A 17943-nucleotide genomic window follows, 5' to 3' on the forward strand; every position below is an offset into this window, starting at 1 on the left:
TTCACCCAGGCACCTCCCTTGTATTTTTGTTATATCTTTAGTATTTTTCTTCGAGAACCTCAAATATTTGTGGCGATGCTTGTTTGAAGGCCTTATTCTCTCCAACAGTATCTGCCCAATTTTCGTAAGCGGAACGATTTTCCCACTTCGAAAAAAGCATTATATCTCTTGTGTTTTCCTGTTTATTGACGGATGCAAATTTAAATCCCTCTATATCTTCAAGGGATTGTATCCCGGTTCGAACTTCCCCTAAAATTCGATCTGCGTCCGGACCGTTGAACGTATGAATAACTGTCAGCATAATATACCCCCCATTATCCTTTATATAAAGTTAGCTTTTTTAGTTTGTCCTAAACTTACTTAACACATACGTCAAATCTCGTGAACTTTCAATCAACACTTAGCATAATTTAAGATAAGGCATAATGGTCGACGCAGTTAAAAATGCCCATCGTTTTATCATTCATTTCATGCTATACTAAACCTGATATGTCAGGAATCTCTGGAATTATCAGAGGGGGATTGAGATGAAGCTGAGTTACATACGAACTGATTTTCCTAACGGTCGTACCCACATATTAATGCGTGATTCTGAATCTACGAATCCTGAACTGGTACATTTTTTACTGGTTTTAAGCAACAATGGAACACTTTGGGTCGATGTATTTTGGCCTTATGATGAGGAGTCTGAAGGCTTTACCCGTAGAATCTCTGAACAACAGTTCTGGCAGTTCTTCCGCGAATGGAGATTACAAGGAATGATTTTAGGAGACAATAGTAAAGTGGCCAATATGTTAGCACGGAAGCGTTTATCAAAGAAACAACGCGAAAAGGATGCTCTGTCCAATTAATGAGTTAAGTATAAAAAGCGGCAATTTGCCGCTTTTTTTATTATATGAGTCAATTTCATAATGTTTATTTTCCGAAGGGGATACCTCCAGAATTTTGTCAACCTACTTTTTATTGAAAACCCTATGCGGCGATCTTTTTTGACTTGTTTAAACGGTCTACCGCTAATTTACCGAGTGTATAGGCCAAGACGGATATTTCAAAATCGACTTTGGCTAGGGTTCCTCTATGTCGAATGTTGTTTAACTGGAAGTACTCTTTGAGATAGGCATTCACTCGTTCTACCGCGGTTCTTTGTTTATACAGTTCAAAATAGCTACTGCTTCCTCTGGCTGGTACAGTGTATTTTCTGAGGTCGGATGAAATCTTAACCTTGAATACTTTTTGACACTGGTTGTTTTCATTCCGAGGGCACTCTTTGCACTCCTTAGGTTGAGTATATTTTAGAGCGTCGTGTTGGGAATCATAGCTATCATATCGGTAGGAATGACCATTCTGACACTTGGGTCGATAGTATTTATCCTTGTCTTCTGGTTGCTGTTCATTTCGGGGATTGTAATCGATGAGGGGCCTTGCTCCCAAACTTTGAACTTGTTGGTAAATGGCAGTGTAGTCGTAACCTGCATCCAAAAGCGCGTATGATGGTTTCATCTAAGGATGAAATTCACTCAACGCCTTAAGCAGCGGAATCGCCATTTTACCGTCATTAACATTTCCTGAAGAGAGTAGAGAACTTAAAATGTATTGGCTTTTACAATCCACGAGAAGATGACCTTTAAAACCGAACCAGAACACGTTTTTCCCTTCAGAGTTTTTCTCAATTCCCCAGTGAGGAAGTTGAGGGATTTGCGCTTCTATCGTCTTGAAATCAAGAGGAAGTTGAGCTTCAATTTCCTTCTCAAAAAGGGGCCGATTCTCCTCCAGTTCCTGTTGTTCTCTCAGCCATTTCTCTCGTTCCGCTTTGGGTTTTCGTCCGCGTTTTTTGGTAGATTGCTGGGCCGGAACCTCTTCTTCCTTCTTTTTCTCAGGCAATCGATCTCTCGCTTCAATATGGGTTGCATCGATTGCGACAACATTACCATCTATAAAACCCTCTTGAAACGCCTGAGACACTAAGTCATTTTGGATTTGCTCTAAAGCAGATGAAGCATGGATTTTTTGTATCATCCTAGAATAGGAAGCCTCACTATGAACTGAGTCCGCTAAAGTAAATCCGCAGTCAAAACGAAATTCCATGCTGTTTTTCAGCCGCTTTCGCAAGTCTTTAATCGTGGGAATTCTTTCGATGACACGGATGAATAAAGAGTAGATCATGGCTGAATAGTTAAGTTGTGTTGGAGCTCCAAGGAATGCTTTTTTGGAAACAGCTTTCAACAACGGGTTAATATCCAGCGGATCAAGAAGGAGGGGATAGGATTTTTTCGGTGACATTTCCAAAATTTCTTCCAAGGAGAATAGACTTTCTTGGCGAATACTAAACATTGGGAGTTCTCCTTTCAACCTCTCGGTGTTTGCTTAGACACTTACACTTTCGAGATTTTGGGGAGGTACTCCTCTTTTTGTGGGTAAAAAGTCCGCTCATAGCAAGCGCTATGAGTTATGAAACTAACTCATATATCAAATATTATTGTAAAGTCCTTCCCACAGATTTTGTAATTGTTTCAGATGATCATGTTCATCTGAGAATATTGGATTAAGCACCTCTTTCTCCGCACTGTTTAAGTACTGTTCAGAATACTGAACAGCTCTAGCCAACCCATTATCTTCACCATCATAGAGACGTTTCAGCATTTCTATTGGCGTTATCTCCCTCAAATTAGTCAGACGAGTTTTCCAGTCTGCCACAATACCCACCAATCCTGCACCTTCCTCAACCTGCCCCCCATTGGTTTGGATGTAATATGCTATACGGCTTGCATGCTCTTTATGATCTGTGAGAATAGCGGTAAGATGGTTGCGCAACGGACTGTCAGTCAGTGTGTCAATATACGCTTGATATTGTCTGATCGCCATATGTTCGCCCTTAAGGATCTTATTAAGCGCTTCATATGATGTCTTCATAGAGAACCTCCTGCATCCTTATTTTCCTTCTTTTGATAGTTTGCAGAAGCGTTCTATGAATTATGTATGGTCAATTACGATCCAGATGAGGTTTTGGCATTTTCCAAGCGATAAATAAACGCTAGTAACTCTGCGACTGCACGATAAAGTTGAGGCGGTATTTCCTTAGTCAGCTCCACTTGCATTAAGGCTTCAACAAGTACCGCATTCTTTTGAATAGGGATTCCCTCTGTTTCAGCGGCTTCAATAATTTTCCGAGCCACTTCTCCTACCCCTTTTGCCACTAGCCGAGGTGCCCCGGCTTGATCATATATTAAGGCAGTTGCCTTCTCTTCCTTCTTAAACTGCATCTTGTCATTGTTTTCGCTCTTATCTTTCACCTCGAAATATCAACTCCAGTACGGCGAGATCCTTGAAGGAAATGTTTAAATTCAAGATTTTGATCAAATTCTCCCATTTCAACTCTCTCTATGTGAAATCCCAGTTTTGCAAACCTTTCCCTTGTTTCAGGAACAACTGTTTCAATGAGAGCCGGCAAGAATTGCAAATCATTACTTAAAACAAGGCATGTGAATGAATTCTCATTAAAAAAAGCATCAATCCCTATCTCTCCGAGCTCCTGAGTTTCAACTAAGACAGCAATTCTACAGTGTTGTTCATCCATTTTCAGTCCCTTTCGCGCACTTTCAATGGCTATCTGGACAGGAATAAACTGCTCTTTATTAAAGAGTGGAATATGGAGCATCATATAAGCACTGTCCATAGTTCCTGTTTTAAGCCACAGTTGTTGACCGGTTATCTTCTGAAGTAATTGTAGCAGAGGACTATCAGAATCAGACATGTCCTCACTTGTTTGACTTTGGATTATTTTAAGGAGCACTCCTTTGAAGGTCTCCTGTAGCCTTTGTTTCTCGCTTTCCCGTTCAGGATAATCTAATTTCATCATTTGATGTATCCGTTGTTCATAATTAAGACCAAGTTTTTTCAAACTCGACAATAGTTCTTCCGTTCCATTATCTTCTGAAAAAATGTTCCATTGAGGGATTGCCCTTTTTAAGTTGGTTAACAATTCATCAGTTATTGAAGTCCCTTGCATACTCCCAAACAATGAACGAAACAACCCCAAATTTGATGTTTGGAATGATTTTATCAAGGCAATAATTTCTTGGTTATTGGGTAATCCCCTCTCTATGATCAGTTGTAATTGTTGAGGGGCTGAAGAAATATCTTTCGATTTCCCAAGGATGGGCTCGCGTATCAGCAATAAGCCGCCCTCATTTAAACTTCCTACTTTAACCCAAAACTTCTCCCCCGCCTGAGTAGAAGTTTCTAAAAGAGCGTGCATATTTTGTCCTTTTATTCGAACAGTCCCTTCCCCGTCATTGAGTTTTTGAACGACTTCCACCAATAGACGCTCTCCAAGCTGAAACCTATTAAGAAAAGATGCACTAATCGAACTAGGTGCTGTCGATATGTTGCTTACTTCCATACTTATACACCTCTCGTATGCTGAACAGCTTATATAGCCATAAGTTACTAATTTTTTCAGCCTGACAAGACATGCGTCTTAAGCTGCTAATCTACGATTTTCTTTTATCTTTTGCGTTAAGGTTTTCAGTCTTAACGGTTTCCAGTGATTTTTCAAACTGTTTCAAGGCCTTCAGTGTAGAACTGTCCAATCGGTCAGCAACATTTAGTGCATCGTCATCTTTAAAATAAGACGGTACAGCTTTAGAGCGCTTTTGTTTTTTCGATTGGCGCCTTGGTATGGAAGGTTTGTATTCTAATTCGACCGCTGGTTTTGTGGAAATCTTTAATATCTTCTTTTTAGTTTCGTAGGAGTCATTTGGATATATGCTTTTAGCAATGGTTGGTGGTAAATCGGGCGGAAACTCCGTATCAACCCACTCCCGAACACGTCCAGGGTGTTTAGTTACTACAAAGGCTTCTTGAATGGATCCATTACTTTTAAGCAATAGCTTACATCCCGTTTGAGTTTCGTATTTATAAACAATGCCTCTTTCTGAGGACCGACTAACATCTATAACACCAGGAATGATGTCTGTCACTTCCGCTAAACGGCTTAAACTTTCTAACCAGAGTAAAGCATTTTGAATAATACCGTGTTCACGTTTGACCTTATTCCTTCGATGTTTCATGATTTCCTCCGGATTTAGAAGTAAAGATGCTTGGCTTGGACCTGCCCTTGCAGAATTATCCATCAGCCCAAAAGAAAAGTATTGTTCCCGTCTTTTATCCGTTGGAGAACCCGGGTTAAACAAAAGGATACCGTTTCTCCATTCCAAATATGGAGAATGACTATGACCAAAAACAATGATATTAACTGCAGAATCTGCAAATGAAGAATAGGCACGGTCCGGGGTATTTTTCCCCTTTCCGGTATTACCGTGAATTAAACCAATATTTAATGTCCCGCATTCAATTATATCATGATCGGGCAACGAAACATCCCAGCCATCACAATTTCCTCTAACCGCTCGAACAGGGGCAATACAAGAAAGTTCCTCTAACACCCCAATATGGGTTAAATCACCGGCATGCAAAATTACATCAACTTGAGATATGTGTTCCCAAACAAAACTAGGGAGAGACTTTCCTTTGCGTAAATGGGTATCTGACAATACTGCGATGTGCATCTTAACCACCTCTTAGTTCTAACTCTATTGAGGACGTACGGTCTTAATCACATTGTAATAGGTATCCCTCTCAACGGCCTCTAGGCCTAGTTCGTGAATCATGCTAATTAACTGCAATTCGCTTTGCATTTGTGGACTTGTGGCACCAGCCGTATGATAAATTTTCTCTTCCCGTACAACCCCATCAAGATCATTAGCACCGAATGAAAGCGCCATTTGGGCCACTTGAGGACTTGAAGAAACCCAATAAGCCTTAATATAACGAAAGTTATCCAATATTAAGCGAGAAACTGCGATTACTTTTAAGGTGCGAATAGCACTGGCCTGAGGCAGATCTTCAAATTTGGTATTTTTGGGATGAAAGGCCGTAGGAATCAAGGCCTTGAATCCCATTGTTTCATCTTGCAAATCCCGTAACGCTAAGAGATGATCAATCAGTTCTTCATCTGTCTCAATAATACCATAAAGCACGTTGGCATTAGAAGGAATGCCGAGCCGATGTGCAAGACGATGAATCTCTAACCACCGCTGACCGCTTAGTTTTCCGGGGCAAATAATTTCTCGTACTCTTGGACTGAAATTTTCTGCTCCCCCACCCGTAATAAAGCTCAGACCGGCGTCCTTTAATGTTTTAAGAATTTCTATTACAGGCACATTCTCAATCTGAGCAAAGAAATCATATTCTGCCGCAGTGAAAGCTTTTAAGCTAACTTGAGGAGCACGTTCTTTGATCTTTCGGATCATGTCCAGATAATACGAAAAAGGAAGATCCGGATGTATTCCCCCTACAATATGAAGTTCAGTAACTCCTTGCTCTGCGAATTGTCCTGCTTTATTGACAACTTCATCGATTGACATTGTATAAGATCCCTTTTCACCAGAGTCTTTTGCAAAGGCACAAAGTCCACACCGCACTTTACATACATTACTATAGTTAATATGAGCATTATTGTTATAAAAAACCTGATCACCAGTCATAGCACGTTTCCGCTCATCCGCCAGGTGACCAAGACCAAGTATATTAGTCGTTTGTAAAAGTTCTAAACCGTCTTCTCTGTTTAGTCTTTGTTCTTTAATAATTTTTGTATATACCTTTTCTAACCCTTTTAATACTGGATTAAATTCCACTATGGACCCTTCTTTCCTGAAATTGTTACTTATTCTTATTATAACATAATTCCTGAAATTCGAGAAAAGATATAGAAAGATGTCGAACTAAATAAAAAAAGACTGTAAATACTTTTACAGTCAGGCTAATATTTAATGATAATATTTCGTTGCTTTGCGTTGGCGCTTGATAGCTTTGCGAACCTCGTTGGCCACGCGCCAGGTCTCAGGTTGGTCTGAGGTTATAAGTTCCAACCGTCCAGATCGTTTGTCAATTAATATATCAACTGTCGGTTTCCTGCCCTGTGTCTTCTCTTCTCCAGGGTGTAAGATATCGATTCCTATTTTATTTTTATCATATTGTGGCGGAACGAGGTAGTTTAATACTTCTTCGGTGGCATCCATTAATTCTATAACTTGTTCTTGAGGATATCCTTCCTTTAGCAGGATTTCTCGAACATGTGTTAAAGGATGGTCCAGAGTGAGTAGCATCTGGGCGCGCTGTACCAAATTGTAATCAATGTCCATGATGCACCTCTTTTTCAATTATTTTATTTTTACGATACTTACATTTTCCCCTTAACCTTGGTAATGAATACTGATACATCTTAACGGAAATGGCTTTATTCACCATGCTTCCAAAAACTTATTCAGGAGGTATTAAATGTTAAAATTGCTTTCTCTTCCTTTTTTAATAGCAGCTATTTCAGGGGTTGCTATGGCTGTTCAGGGCACCATAAACTCATCGTTAAGTCAAAAGACATCTTTACTTTCGGCGACACTCGTTGTCCATATCATTGGAACCATTGTCTCTCTAGGTGCTGTTCTCTTGTGGAGAGCACCATTCTTAAACCATAATTGGAGTTCAACCCCTTGGTATCTATATCTGGGCGGTGTTCTAAGTGTCATCATAGTAGGACTTGTTGCAGTGAGCATCCCAAAAGTGGGGGTGTGTAATGCCACCACAGCGATTATTATTGGCCAAGTCAGTACCGCTGTACTCATAGACCATTTTGGCTTGCTAGGTGTGAACAGACTGCCATGGAGTCCATGGCAACTGCTGGGGATTGGCTTCTTCGCTGTAGGAGCCAAGTTGCTCTTCCGTTGAGCCTATTGTAATTTTTAGGTATTATTACGATTTACGATTAAAGCCATATTGGTAATAATGGCGTATATCTCTTGACTTACATTATACTTGCTTATTTTACCGTTTGAAGATAATATCATCGTAATTTTTCCGGCAGCATTTACATCACTTTCTATTAAGCTAAGCAAATAGGTGTAGGTATTACTGCTTACTGACAACTGCTTGAATTCTCCGTCAGCGACAAAGATAACCCAGTAACCTATGGATACTTCGTCATTACTATTATTATATAGTGCATTAGATACACTAGAATAATCCTGCCCAAAGAAGTTCTGATCTGTCAAATCAGAACTTGTACTAATTGAATTATTTAGAGTATATTGATCGTTAAGAGTACTAGTTTGAGTAACAGGGTCCGCCAGATGCGAATAGATATCTTTAAAAAAGCTTGGAAAAAGAACGTAACCCACAACTCCAATAATCAATATCCATAGAGCAAGGGCTTGTAAATCCCGCCATATTTCATTGCGCGGTGGTCGTCTCCAAGTATTAGACATACCTTTCCCTCCATTTGTACTTGTACTTCAGGTCTGCTATGACACCCGCAATCTCATTACCATATATACGTATGTCAGTGCAAAGATATGATTAATAAACTTGCATCTCATAATTCCACCCTCTAAAATAAGAGTTGAGGTGGGGAATATGAATCTTCTTCGACAAAAATTGACGTTGTTGCCAGAAAAACCAGGGGTCTATTTGATGAAAGATAATCAGGGGCAAATTATATATGTCGGCAAAGCAAAAATACTCAAAAACCGAGTTAAATCCTATTTCACAGGATCACATGATGGTAAAACCGCCCGATTAGTCAGTCAAGTTGCTGATTTTGAATATATCACGACAGATTCCGAAGTTGAGGCCCTTGTTTTAGAATGTAATTTAATTAAAAAGCATAACCCCAAATACAATGTTCTCTTACGTGATGATAAGACTTATCCCTACCTAACAATTACTGAGGAAAGTCATCCACGGGTCCTTGTAACCAGACAAATAAAAAGAGATAAATCTAAATACTATGGACCTTATCCCAATTCAACAGCCGCTAAGGAAGCTGCACGTTTGCTTAATCGATTGTTTCCTTTTCGAAAATGTCGGCAGATACCCTCACAGCCTTGCCTATATTACCACTTAGAGCAATGCCTGGCCCCTTGTATTGATGACATTTCTCCCGATGTCTATTCAGGAATGCGGAAAGAGGTCTCCACCTTTCTAAAGGGTGATCAAAGCGATATTCTCGCTCTCTTAAATGGAAAAATGCTTAAAGCTTCAGAAGCGCTTCAATTCGAACGAGCCAAAGAATATCGAGACCTAATTGAAGATTTGAAGCAATTAGGAGAAAAGCAAAACATCACGCTCAATGACTTTATTGATCGCGATGTTTTAGGATATGCTATAACGACAGACCAGATGTGCATTCAAGTTTTTTATTTGCGTCAAGGCAAATTGTTAGCTCGAGATAGCTATATTTTCCCCTATTACGAGGATCCAGAAGAAGCCTTCATTTCCTTTATCGCTCAGTTCTATATTGAACGCCAAGTATGGCCCAAAGAAATTTTGCTCCCATCTATTGAATCTCTGGTCTTATCTAGACTATTTCCCATCGTTGTCCCCCAAAAAGGGAAGAAACGAGAATTAATCCAAATGGCAATGACGAATGCCCAGACCACCCTTCACGACTCAATTACTATTGAAGTTAAGCAGCAAAATGAAACAGGGCAGGCTTTAGAAACACTTGGAGAAGTCTTAAGCATCCCAGCTCCCAGCAGAATCGAGGCCTTTGACATTTCAAACATTGCGGGAACTCATAACGTTGCCGGTATGGTACAATTCATCGAAGGTAAACCTCAACGCAGGGGGTACCGTAAATTCAAAATTCAACCCATGGAAACATTGGACGATACTGCTGCCATGAATCAGGTGGTTATGCGCAGATATTCAAGATTAGTATCAGAAAACGAACCTCTTCCAGATTTAATTCTAGTTGATGGAGGGAAAGGCCAAGTAAGCGCTGCTTTAAAGGCATTAAAAGAATTAGGCTTATCCATCCCCGTTGCTGGCATGGTTAAAAACGACCGACATCAAACTCATGGACTTCTAGATCAGTCAGGGGTCCAAGTCCCATTAACTAAAAATCATCCCACGTTTTTTTTACTTGGCAGAATTCAAGATGAAGTCCATCGCTTTGCAATTACCTTCCATCGCCAACAACGAACTAAAAATATGACCTTCTCTGCACTAGACAGCATCCCAGGTATTGGCCCTAAACGCAAGCAGCAACTGTTACGTCATTTTCCATCTCTGGATGAGATTCAGTGTGCCAGCCTTGAAGAGCTTCAAGCAGCTGGAATTCCACAAAATGCAGCCACCACAATCTATGAATATTTTCGCGACACTAAGCCAACCTTAGCTGTCGAATAGAAAGGAGAATTCTTCCAGTGATCCTAAATTATCGAGTTGAAGTATGTCGAAAATGTTACTTTAAACGAACTCATAAATGCTCAATGACGGATTATTATATCCAGAATTCGTCGTTAGCTTTTTCTAAACCAGGTGGGGAATGCGTTAAATTCAAACCTATCCCCTGGTTACCACAACTTTAGAACAATTTTTGAAAGTAATAATACAAAAAGGTCCAGCAAGAACTCAAATTCTTGCTGGACCTTTTTGTACTGTCATAGTTTCCCTTATTAGGTAAACTAGTTGACTCTACGTGCCCCCAGATAACGGCTAGAATAATAACCATCACTAAGGCTTGTTGTACGTACACCACTGTTTGACGCATGTACGAAATTTCCACCGCCGATATAAACGCCAACATGGGACGGTCCTTTTGCATACGTCGTGAAGAATACCAAATCACCCGTTTGCAGTTGATCTTTCTTTATAGGTGACCCCACATTAAATTGCTCTTGAGATGTCCTTGGCAAGGATATGCCCGAACCCTTGAAAACATACTGAGTGTATCCCGAACAATCAAAGCCACTCTTGCTAATTCCTCCAAAAACGTAAGGTACACCTTTTAGACTTAAAGCATTACTCACAAGATTAGGGCTTCCGGATCTAGATATTTGTTGTTTAGGCAGTTCTGTTTCCACTGCGGCTTTTCCTTGCACTGCGGCTGCGACTTGAACAGGTTCTGAAGCTTTTTTAGCAGTCTGTACTTTTATAATTGTTTGTGCATCATTACTTTGCTGAGTTGTTTTCTCAGCAACGGCAACAGCGACTGGCTCGCTCGGTATAGATATAGATTCAGGTATGGAAGCAGCACTTTCCACACTGACATTGGTGATCGGGCTTGCGACCCATTGCATTTGCTTGCGTACTGTCTGAGTATAACTTGTTGCCGATAAACTATCAGCAACTAGCAACAAGGACTTCATAGGGGTACGGCTTATCGTCGTGGGTTGAGCTGAAGCTAAAGTAGGAAGGCAGCTTGCTAAAAGCAAGCCCGACAAAGCAACGCTTCCCAACCACTTACACGTAGATGAGGAAACCGCCAAGAAAAAATCCACCTTTCTTAGCTTGCGAGGTTAGTTGACGGATTCGGGCAGCAGGTGTAAGCCCTACACGTGAATAGGCACGTGATTCACCCCCATAATAATCCCCCGCTCCAAAGTACAGGATTTGGATTCAGCTTTTACTATAGTTAATACTATTCGAGACAAACCTAAAATGTCCTGCAAAATTCCTGAGGAAAAAAATTCCTCTCTGCGGAAAAATATCAATTCCAGTTATTATATGTTGAAATTACCTAAGACCTAAATCGGATATAGGGTTAGGCCTATCCAGAAGACGATAAACCTGCCTGTAACCTTACTATATGAATGGTCTCACTTAAATCCCTACAACAGTGTTATCCCACTTTAAATCCGCCATCCAACCAATGTTTACCTAGAAAGGCTATTTTTGAGCCACATCCAAGAAGTTTATGTTTTTTCCTTAAGTAAAATGAAGACACAAAGAAAAAAGACCTCATTACAGGTCGTTTAACTTTATGAATACTTAGCAACAAATTTCGAATTAGTTTGTAAGGCTTATAATTGGCGCAGGAATTCGACCTCCGCGATGCACAAACAATTTTGAAGAATAGGGATGCACAGCTATAACAGGTGCTCCTCCCAAAAGTCCTCCAAATTCTACTCGATCTCCGGCTTTTTTACCAATCGCAGGAATCACTCGCACTGCCGTAGTTTTCTTATTAATCATCCCTATGGCCGCTTCATCTGCTATGATGGCCGAAACCGTTTCTGCGCTAACATCACCCGGCAACGCAATCATATCCAAGCCGACTGAACAGACACAGGTCATTGCTTCCAACTTATCAAGGGTCAAAGCCCCTTCTTCGACAGCCCTTACCATTCCTGCATCCTCCGAAACAGGTATAAAAGCGCCGCTTAACCCTCCAACATGAGATGATGCCATTGCTCCCCCCTTTTTAACTGCATCATTGAGCAGAGCTAAGGCTGCGGTGGTTCCATGGGTTCCACATCGTTCAAGACCCATATTCTCAAGTATTTCTGCTACACTGTCTCCAATTGCGGGAGTAGGGGCTAAGGAAAGATCTATAATTCCAAACGGGACATCTAAAGCCTTTGATGCCGCGCGCGCAATTAACTCTCCCATACGGGTAATTTTGAAGGCAGTTTGTTTTATCAAATTTGACAGTTCACTAAAATCTGCCTCAGGATATTTTTTCACAACCTTTGCGACAACCCCTGGGCCGCTGACACCAACGTTAATAACTGTATCCGGTTCGCCTACACCATGGAAAGCACCCGCCATGAAAGGATTATCTTCTGGGGCATTACAAAATACCACTAACTTAGCAGCCGCAATCCCGTCATTGTCTGCAGTGAGTTGCGCAGACTTTAGAATTACATTGCCCATTTTAAGCACCGCATCCATGTTAATTCCAGCTTTTGTTGTTCCGATATTCACTGAGGAACAGACAAATTCCGTCTCACTAAGGGCTTGTGGTATAGCATCTATAAGTGCCAAATCTCCTGAAGTAAACCCTTTTTGAACTAGCGCAGAAAAACCGCCGACGAAATTAATTCCAATCTCGCGGGCAGCCCGGTTCAATGTCTTAGCAATCCGTACCATTTCATCTACATTCATTTGTGCTGCAGCGATAGCTATGGGGGTAACAGAAACCCGTTTATTTATAATTGGAATCCCATAACGTGCCGAGATTTGCTCGCCAACTTCAACTAATCTCCCTGCATTTTTGGTAATCTTATCATAAATTTTCTTTTCCATCTTGCCAATATCATCGGAGCTGCAATCAAGCAGACTAATTCCCATTGTAATAGTCCGAATATCAAGGTTTTCCTTATGAATCATATTAATTGTTTGTTGTATTTCTTCTCGTGCGAATGTGATTGTCATGACTTACCTCCACTATTCACTTAACTCCATCTGTCTGTTTTTACAATTAGATACGGTGCATAAACTTAAAAATATCTTCGTGTTGAACCTTTACCTGTAATCCTTTGTCGTCTCCCTCTTGTTCCAGGGCGCTTGCTAATACGTCAAGCTTTAATGCAGATGGCTCTAAGTCTACGACCATAATCATTGTGAAAAATTCATTTAATATTGTCTGACTAATATCTAGAATATTTACGTGATATTCAGCAAGACGCCCGGATACCCAAGCAATAATTCCAATCTGATCACGCCCTATTACGGTTATAATTGCATGATTAGATTCTTCTCGTGGCATAGTCATGGTTCTTCCTCCCTTTTATCGGCAATGTATCTATTATGGGGATTAGACTAACATATTTACCTAGTATACTCAAGCCCATTCAAGTTTTATGTTTATAAATGTATAACCAAAAATGACTAAAAAACCGTAAGTTTTTACTAAATATAAATTCATACGTGGGATAAATTGTTCTTATAAATGGTTCTATATAAGATACTAAAAAAGAGAGCTCACTGAGCTCTCTTTCACCGAACAATTACGAACAGCTTCCACCGCAACTATCTCCACAACCACCACCGGACTTCGCCGTTCGAATTTCAAATCCACCACCATTGTTGGATTCAATAAAATCGACGACTGCCCCTTCTAAGTGGGTAGTAAGTTTTTTATCCGTTAGAATAGAAACACCATGCTCAACATCAAGAACATCTTCATCCGTTTTTGACTCTTCCAGAGTCATGCCGAAATTCGGCCCACCTCAGCCAATGCCTACAAGATAAAGGCGAAGAAATGCATTTTCTTTATTTTGATTCTTAAGCACTTCTTTAACTTTCTGGGCAGCTATTTCAGTAATATTAACCATTATCTTCACTCCTTTTTAATCCAATTAATTCTTAATATACCATACTTCTAGTTTTTTTAAAAGTATCACATAAATATAACTCTTATTGTTTATTATACTTCTTTGCCGTCTCCATTTGGTTTAAAATCTTTCCAAAGACGACGCACTTCAACTTCAATACTCGCCGGGAGATCCTGGGATAATTTTTGCCATTGTCTTAGTTCCCCTTGAATCATTTGTACCCAATTTTGATCTTTTGGCCAAATAATAAAGGTTTTCGGTTCTGGAACCAATAAAGTTCGAACGAGTCCCAGAAAAACAAGGAGAGTCAACAGTCGCCAAAACCAACGCATTATTTTGATTCATCCTTTCAAGCTTTATATAGTGTCAGCTTGTCCAGAATTAGATAATTTAAGTCTTTCGGCACGTAATTGTTGCCAAAATCCTTCCATATAAAGAAATAATGGATCAAAATATGTTTTAGCAGACTGTGTAAACAAGTGATCTCTGTAGCTGCAGATTCTATCATAGTAAAACTTCTCACAGGAGTTTTCTCCTACTAAAGTCCACCCTTGGACTCCAGCCCAAGTAAACAATCGTCCCAACCCGATTGCACCTACAAAATCTAATTTATCAGCATCATACAGAATCTTCGCTTCAAGGGTCTTCGGTTCATGCCCCGCCTCACGAGAATGAGAAATAATTGCTTCTTTAACTTGTTTGACTATCCCCTCAGAATAACCGTTTTTTTGCAAGATATTCACGGCTAACCCAGCACTGCTTTCTGCATGAGTTTTTTCCACTGCACCAGAACGACCAATATCATGGAGAAGTGCAGCCAATTCAATGACAATTATATCTGCGCCTTCTTCCAGAGCCAGTTTTCTGCCCCACTCTCTAACTCTCAAAGCATGTTCTAAATCATGGGCACGATCTTTCCGAGCGTAGAATCCTTGCGCAACTTGAATAATCTGTTGCAAAGCACCTTGTGATAAAACACCAGTCATTTTTATAACCCCCCATTCCAGAGGATAAACACCATTTACACTTGATGGTTCGGTACAATACTCTAAAATTATCTTATTCCGCTATTCCTACCTTGTCAAGTTTTCCAATTATGGAAATTAGCAATTATATTCTCAACTTAAGTCTATAGGGATATTAATTATATATCTCTGTAATTATGCTATAATTAGCAAAGAATTCTGTTGGACTCTATTCATATGCTCAAAGGAGTGCTTATGCGTAAACGATTATCGTCAAAAATTATCATTTCACTTGGAGTAGGCCTAGTTATTGCTATAATAGTTTTCTATACTTTACAAATTAATTCCACGTTTTCTTTTACATCTGAATTTGACCAAACCCAATCCCCAACTAAACCAGAAGAAATACCTGCCGTGCCTGAGAAAAGCCTTGATTCTTCATCTGAACCTCAAGATAGGGAGCTCTCCCGAACCTCAGCTCTGCTCTCAGTCCATATATCAGATTCCCAAGCACTTGTTCTCTACGAACAGGGGCTTAAGCTTTATTATCAACGCCAATACCCTGAAGCACTTGATCTTTTCAATCACGCTTTACAAATTGATGATCATTGTTATGAAGCACTAAATGCCAAAGGAGCTGCTCTCGCTTTTCAAGGACACCACAATCAAGGGCTTGCTCTTATTACGCAAGCCCTTGATTTAAATCCTTCGTTTGTCTATGCACATTTTAACCAAGGGCTGGCTTATGAACTGGCGGGTCGCTGGGATGAATCAATCGCATCCTATCAAAAGGCTCTGCAACTGGACGATGGAGATACATGGAGCTATTATGGCATTGCCAGCATTTACGGTCGCCAGGGTAATATTGACAAAGTCCTAGAATATCTGAAACCTGCGATTGCTCTTGATACCGATGTCAAGGAAGTCGCCCGTAACGAACACGACTTTCTCCCCGTTCGTAGTGATCCTCGCTTTCAAACCTTGGTCAAACCCTAATTTAATTCAGGAGTTTCTCCAATTGATCTACAAGTCCCGCAAAAACCTGAAGAGCATTCCCTACAGGTGCAGGGGTCTCCATATCCACACCTGCTTTTCGCAGTAATTCGATTGGATAATCCGAACTTCCACCGCTTAAGAACTCTAAATACCGAGTCACGGCTGGTTGACCTTCCTCCAGTATCGACCGTGCAAAGGCAATTGCCGCCGAGAAACCTGTTGCATATTTATAAACATAAAAAGCGTTATAAAAATGAGGTATACGTGCCCATTCTAAGGCAATTTCCGGGTCAAGGACGACATCCTTTCCATAATAGACTGAATTCAAATCGCGATACATTTCCGAGAGATTATCCGCGGTCAAGGCACCGCCTTGCTCAACAACTGAGTGAACTTTTCTTTCAAATTCCGCGAACATAGTTTGTCTGAAGATAGTACCTCGAAATTGCTCCAGATAATGGTTCACTAAATATGCCAGAATTTTAGGGTCTGTTGTTTTTTTCAAGAGATGCTCCATAATTAATGATTCATTCAACGTCGAAGCAACCTCAGCGACAAAGATTTTATATCCAGCATAAAGATGAGGTTGTTTCCGATTTGATAAATAAGTATGTAATGAATGTCCCATCTCATGAGCAAGGGTAAACATAGAATCCAGTGTATCTTGATGATTTAGTAACACAAATGGATGGGCGCGATATGTACCCCAAGAATATGCTCCACTTGTTTTCCCTTCATTTTCATAAACATCAATCCAACTCTTTGAAAATCCTTCTTCCAGAATACGGGTATACTCTTCCCCTAAAGGCCTTAATCCTTCAATGACCATATCTTTTGCTTCTTCATAGGTTATCTTCATGGTCGTTTCTGGGACGATGGGGACGTAAATATCATACATATGTAATTCACTAAGCTTCAAGGTTTTTTTGCGCAATTGAATATATCTGTGCATATGAGGCAAAAAATCATGCACTGTATTAATCAAAGAATCATAAACCTTTAACGGAACGCGATCATCATCTAAAGAAGCTTGAAGGGCTGAGGGGTAGTGTCTGGCTTTAGCAAAAAAGATGTCTGACTTTATGCTTGAGTTCAAGGTAGCTGCCCAGGTATTTCTTTGCTTCTCATACGTACCATAGAGCGTCTTGAAAGCTGCCTTGCGCACTTCCTGCTTTTGACTTTCCATGAACTGAATAAAATTACCTTTTGTTAATTCCATCTCTTGGCCAGATTCATCGACAATATTCGAGAATTTAAGGTCCGCATTATTAGCCATGGAAAAAATAGCCCCCGGGGCCTCTGCCAATTCACCAACTTCAGCTAATAATCTTTCTTCAGCTGAACTAAGAATATGTTCTTTCTTGCGAAGAATATCATCCAGCGCATGATTATAAAGTTCCATTTTTGTGGACGTTGCTCGGAATTCTTTCAGTTTCCCTTCTGGCATGGCCAATAATTCAGGAACAACGAAAGATGCCGCACTACTAACCTTAACGGCGAGAGCACCTGCTCGATCTGTTAAAGCCTGATAGTTAGCAATTCTATTGTCCTCATCACGCCTCATACGCGCGTATGCATATACTTCTTCTATACGAAGACTTAAATCATCCATCCAGTCAAAACACGAGATTAACATATCCACATTATCGGCTAAATGCCCTTCAAATTTCTTTCCTTCTTCCAATAGGTTTTCGACATGAGAATACTCTGCCTCCCACTGATTATTATCGGAAAAAACGTCTTCCAAATGCCACTTATTAGCTTCTGGTATTTCTGCTCTAGTCTTAAGTTTTTGCTGATCCACGAATATTTACCCCCCCAGTAATAATTACCTATCTTTTATTATATACATCCTGCATGTAAATTAC

General features: G+C 40.2%; 19 protein-coding genes, 2 pseudogenes and 1 riboswitch. Of the genes and pseudogenes, 4 read left to right on the forward strand and 17 right to left on the reverse strand.

What is annotated here, in order from left to right:
* Window positions 1–37: 37 nt before the first annotated feature.
* Window positions 38–301 (reverse strand): antibiotic biosynthesis monooxygenase, encoded by a 264-nt coding sequence (locus LJE72_RS13825; RefSeq protein WP_229248226.1) that lies wholly within the window; start codon window positions 299–301, stop codon window positions 38–40.
* Window positions 302–527: 226 nt separating this feature from the next.
* Between LJE72_RS13825 and LJE72_RS13830 the strand changes: the two genes are divergently transcribed.
* Window positions 528–851, forward strand: a complete 324-nt coding sequence (locus LJE72_RS13830; RefSeq protein WP_073029302.1) for a hypothetical protein — start codon at window positions 528–530, stop codon at window positions 849–851.
* Window positions 852–972: 121 nt separating this feature from the next.
* Here LJE72_RS13830 and LJE72_RS13835 read toward each other — a convergent pair.
* From LJE72_RS13835 to LJE72_RS13870, 8 genes and pseudogenes are all read right to left on the reverse strand, one after another.
* Window positions 973–2331, reverse strand: a pseudogene (locus LJE72_RS13835) (transposase).
* A 135-nt stretch (window positions 2332–2466) separates the two neighbouring features.
* Entirely contained in the window at window positions 2467–2910 is a 444-nt protein-coding gene (locus tag LJE72_RS13840) for a DUF2383 domain-containing protein (RefSeq protein ID WP_229248227.1), read from the reverse strand.
* A gap of 74 nt (window positions 2911–2984) precedes the next feature.
* Complete coding sequence (locus LJE72_RS13845; protein WP_229248277.1) at window positions 2985–3260, reverse strand: EscU/YscU/HrcU family type III secretion system export apparatus switch protein; 276 nt, start codon at window positions 3258–3260, stop codon at window positions 2985–2987.
* Window positions 3261–3286: 26 nt separating this feature from the next.
* Window positions 3287–4399 carry a hypothetical protein gene (locus LJE72_RS13850; protein WP_229248228.1) on the reverse strand — a complete coding sequence of 371 codons (1113 nt, stop codon included), beginning with the start codon at window positions 4397–4399 and terminating at the stop codon, window positions 3287–3289.
* Window positions 4400–4490: 91 nt separating this feature from the next.
* On the reverse strand, window positions 4491–5069 hold the full coding sequence (locus LJE72_RS13855; RefSeq protein WP_229248229.1) for a DUF2103 domain-containing protein: 579 nt from the start codon (window positions 5067–5069) through the stop codon (window positions 4491–4493).
* Window positions 5070–5083: 14 nt separating this feature from the next.
* A pseudogene (locus LJE72_RS13860) lies at window positions 5084–5567 on the reverse strand (metallophosphoesterase family protein).
* Window positions 5568–5591: 24 nt separating this feature from the next.
* On the reverse strand, window positions 5592–6695 hold the full coding sequence (gene mqnE, locus LJE72_RS13865) for an aminofutalosine synthase MqnE (RefSeq protein WP_229248231.1): 1104 nt from the start codon (window positions 6693–6695) through the stop codon (window positions 5592–5594).
* A gap of 132 nt (window positions 6696–6827) precedes the next feature.
* A complete protein-coding gene (locus LJE72_RS13870; protein WP_229248233.1) occupies window positions 6828–7202 on the reverse strand; it encodes a hypothetical protein in 375 nt (124 codons plus the stop codon).
* A gap of 136 nt (window positions 7203–7338) precedes the next feature.
* On the opposite strand from LJE72_RS13870, the gene LJE72_RS13875 reads away from it, so the two are divergent.
* The gene (locus LJE72_RS13875) at window positions 7339–7782 is read left to right on the forward strand and encodes a DMT family transporter (RefSeq protein ID WP_229248234.1); all 444 of its coding nucleotides are present in this window, start codon (window positions 7339–7341) and stop codon (window positions 7780–7782) included.
* A gap of 14 nt (window positions 7783–7796) precedes the next feature.
* Here the strand turns inward: LJE72_RS13875 and LJE72_RS13880 are convergent, their stop codons facing one another.
* Complete coding sequence (locus tag LJE72_RS13880) at window positions 7797–8318, reverse strand: hypothetical protein (protein WP_229248236.1); 522 nt, start codon at window positions 8316–8318, stop codon at window positions 7797–7799.
* A 100-nt stretch (window positions 8319–8418) separates the two neighbouring features.
* Here LJE72_RS13880 and uvrC point away from each other — a divergent pair, with 100 nt between their 5' ends.
* Complete coding sequence (uvrC, locus tag LJE72_RS13885) at window positions 8419–10242, forward strand: excinuclease ABC subunit UvrC (protein ID WP_396391077.1); 1824 nt, start codon at window positions 8419–8421, stop codon at window positions 10240–10242.
* Window positions 10243–10520: 278 nt separating this feature from the next.
* Here the strand turns inward: uvrC and LJE72_RS13890 are convergent, their stop codons facing one another.
* The 6 genes from LJE72_RS13890 to LJE72_RS13915 form a co-directional block, all read right to left on the reverse strand.
* Entirely contained in the window at window positions 10521–11324 is an 804-nt protein-coding gene (locus tag LJE72_RS13890) for a C40 family peptidase (protein WP_229248240.1), read from the reverse strand.
* Between the two features lie 4 nt (window positions 11325–11328).
* Window positions 11329–11470: riboswitch (cyclic di-AMP (ydaO/yuaA leader) on the reverse strand.
* A gap of 374 nt (window positions 11471–11844) precedes the next feature.
* A complete protein-coding gene (locus tag LJE72_RS13895) occupies window positions 11845–13212 on the reverse strand; it encodes a PFL family protein (RefSeq protein WP_073029314.1) in 1368 nt (455 codons plus the stop codon).
* Window positions 13213–13258: 46 nt separating this feature from the next.
* Complete coding sequence (locus LJE72_RS13900; protein WP_229248242.1) at window positions 13259–13552, reverse strand: ACT domain-containing protein; 294 nt, start codon at window positions 13550–13552, stop codon at window positions 13259–13261.
* 235 nt (window positions 13553–13787) lie between these two features.
* On the reverse strand, window positions 13788–14114 hold the full coding sequence (locus LJE72_RS13905) for a HesB/IscA family protein (protein ID WP_084110213.1): 327 nt from the start codon (window positions 14112–14114) through the stop codon (window positions 13788–13790).
* 92 nt (window positions 14115–14206) lie between these two features.
* Window positions 14207–14446 carry a hypothetical protein gene (locus tag LJE72_RS13910; RefSeq protein ID WP_229248245.1) on the reverse strand — a complete coding sequence of 80 codons (240 nt, stop codon included), beginning with the start codon at window positions 14444–14446 and terminating at the stop codon, window positions 14207–14209.
* Between the two features lie 24 nt (window positions 14447–14470).
* On the reverse strand, window positions 14471–15100 hold the full coding sequence (locus LJE72_RS13915) for an HD domain-containing protein (RefSeq protein ID WP_229248247.1): 630 nt from the start codon (window positions 15098–15100) through the stop codon (window positions 14471–14473).
* A gap of 234 nt (window positions 15101–15334) precedes the next feature.
* Here LJE72_RS13915 and LJE72_RS13920 point away from each other — a divergent pair, with 234 nt between their 5' ends.
* A complete protein-coding gene (locus LJE72_RS13920; protein ID WP_229248248.1) occupies window positions 15335–16075 on the forward strand; it encodes a tetratricopeptide repeat protein in 741 nt (246 codons plus the stop codon).
* 1 nt (window position 16076) lies between these two features.
* Here the strand turns inward: LJE72_RS13920 and pepF are convergent, their stop codons facing one another.
* Window positions 16077–17879 carry an oligoendopeptidase F gene (pepF, locus tag LJE72_RS13925; RefSeq protein WP_229248249.1) on the reverse strand — a complete coding sequence of 601 codons (1803 nt, stop codon included), beginning with the start codon at window positions 17877–17879 and terminating at the stop codon, window positions 16077–16079.
* Window positions 17880–17943: the final 64 nt, after the last annotated feature.

Source organism: Desulfosporosinus shakirovi, assembly GCF_020595055.1.
Lineage (GTDB): Bacteria > Bacillota > Desulfitobacteriia > Desulfitobacteriales > Desulfitobacteriaceae > Desulfosporosinus > Desulfosporosinus shakirovi.

What these genes read in the sequence shown, in the direction of transcription:
- LJE72_RS13825 (WP_229248226.1), bottom strand. Translation starts at nt 301, where the DNA reads ATGCTGACAGTTATTCATACGTTCAACGGTCCGGACGCAGATCGAATT.
- LJE72_RS13830 (WP_073029302.1), top strand. Translation starts at nt 528, where the DNA reads ATGAAGCTGAGTTACATACGAACTGATTTTCCTAACGGTCGTACCCAC.
- LJE72_RS13840 (WP_229248227.1), bottom strand. Translation starts at nt 2,910, where the DNA reads ATGAAGACATCATATGAAGCGCTTAATAAGATCCTTAAGGGCGAACAT.
- LJE72_RS13845 (WP_229248277.1), bottom strand. Translation starts at nt 3,260, where the DNA reads ATGCAGTTTAAGAAGGAAGAGAAGGCAACTGCCTTAATATATGATCAA.
- LJE72_RS13850 (WP_229248228.1), bottom strand. Translation starts at nt 4,399, where the DNA reads ATGGAAGTAAGCAACATATCGACAGCACCTAGTTCGATTAGTGCATCT.
- LJE72_RS13855 (WP_229248229.1), bottom strand. Translation starts at nt 5,069, where the DNA reads ATGAAACATCGAAGGAATAAGGTCAAACGTGAACACGGTATTATTCAA.
- LJE72_RS13870 (WP_229248233.1), bottom strand. Translation starts at nt 7,202, where the DNA reads ATGGACATTGATTACAATTTGGTACAGCGCGCCCAGATGCTACTCACT.
- LJE72_RS13875 (WP_229248234.1), top strand. Translation starts at nt 7,339, where the DNA reads ATGTTAAAATTGCTTTCTCTTCCTTTTTTAATAGCAGCTATTTCAGGG.
- LJE72_RS13880 (WP_229248236.1), bottom strand. Translation starts at nt 8,318, where the DNA reads ATGTCTAATACTTGGAGACGACCACCGCGCAATGAAATATGGCGGGAT.
- LJE72_RS13895 (WP_073029314.1), bottom strand. Translation starts at nt 13,212, where the DNA reads ATGACAATCACATTCGCACGAGAAGAAATACAACAAACAATTAATATG.
- LJE72_RS13900 (WP_229248242.1), bottom strand. Translation starts at nt 13,552, where the DNA reads ATGACTATGCCACGAGAAGAATCTAATCATGCAATTATAACCGTAATA.
- LJE72_RS13910 (WP_229248245.1), bottom strand. Translation starts at nt 14,446, where the DNA reads ATGCGTTGGTTTTGGCGACTGTTGACTCTCCTTGTTTTTCTGGGACTC.
- LJE72_RS13915 (WP_229248247.1), bottom strand. Translation starts at nt 15,100, where the DNA reads ATGACTGGTGTTTTATCACAAGGTGCTTTGCAACAGATTATTCAAGTT.
- LJE72_RS13920 (WP_229248248.1), top strand. Translation starts at nt 15,335, where the DNA reads ATGCGTAAACGATTATCGTCAAAAATTATCATTTCACTTGGAGTAGGC.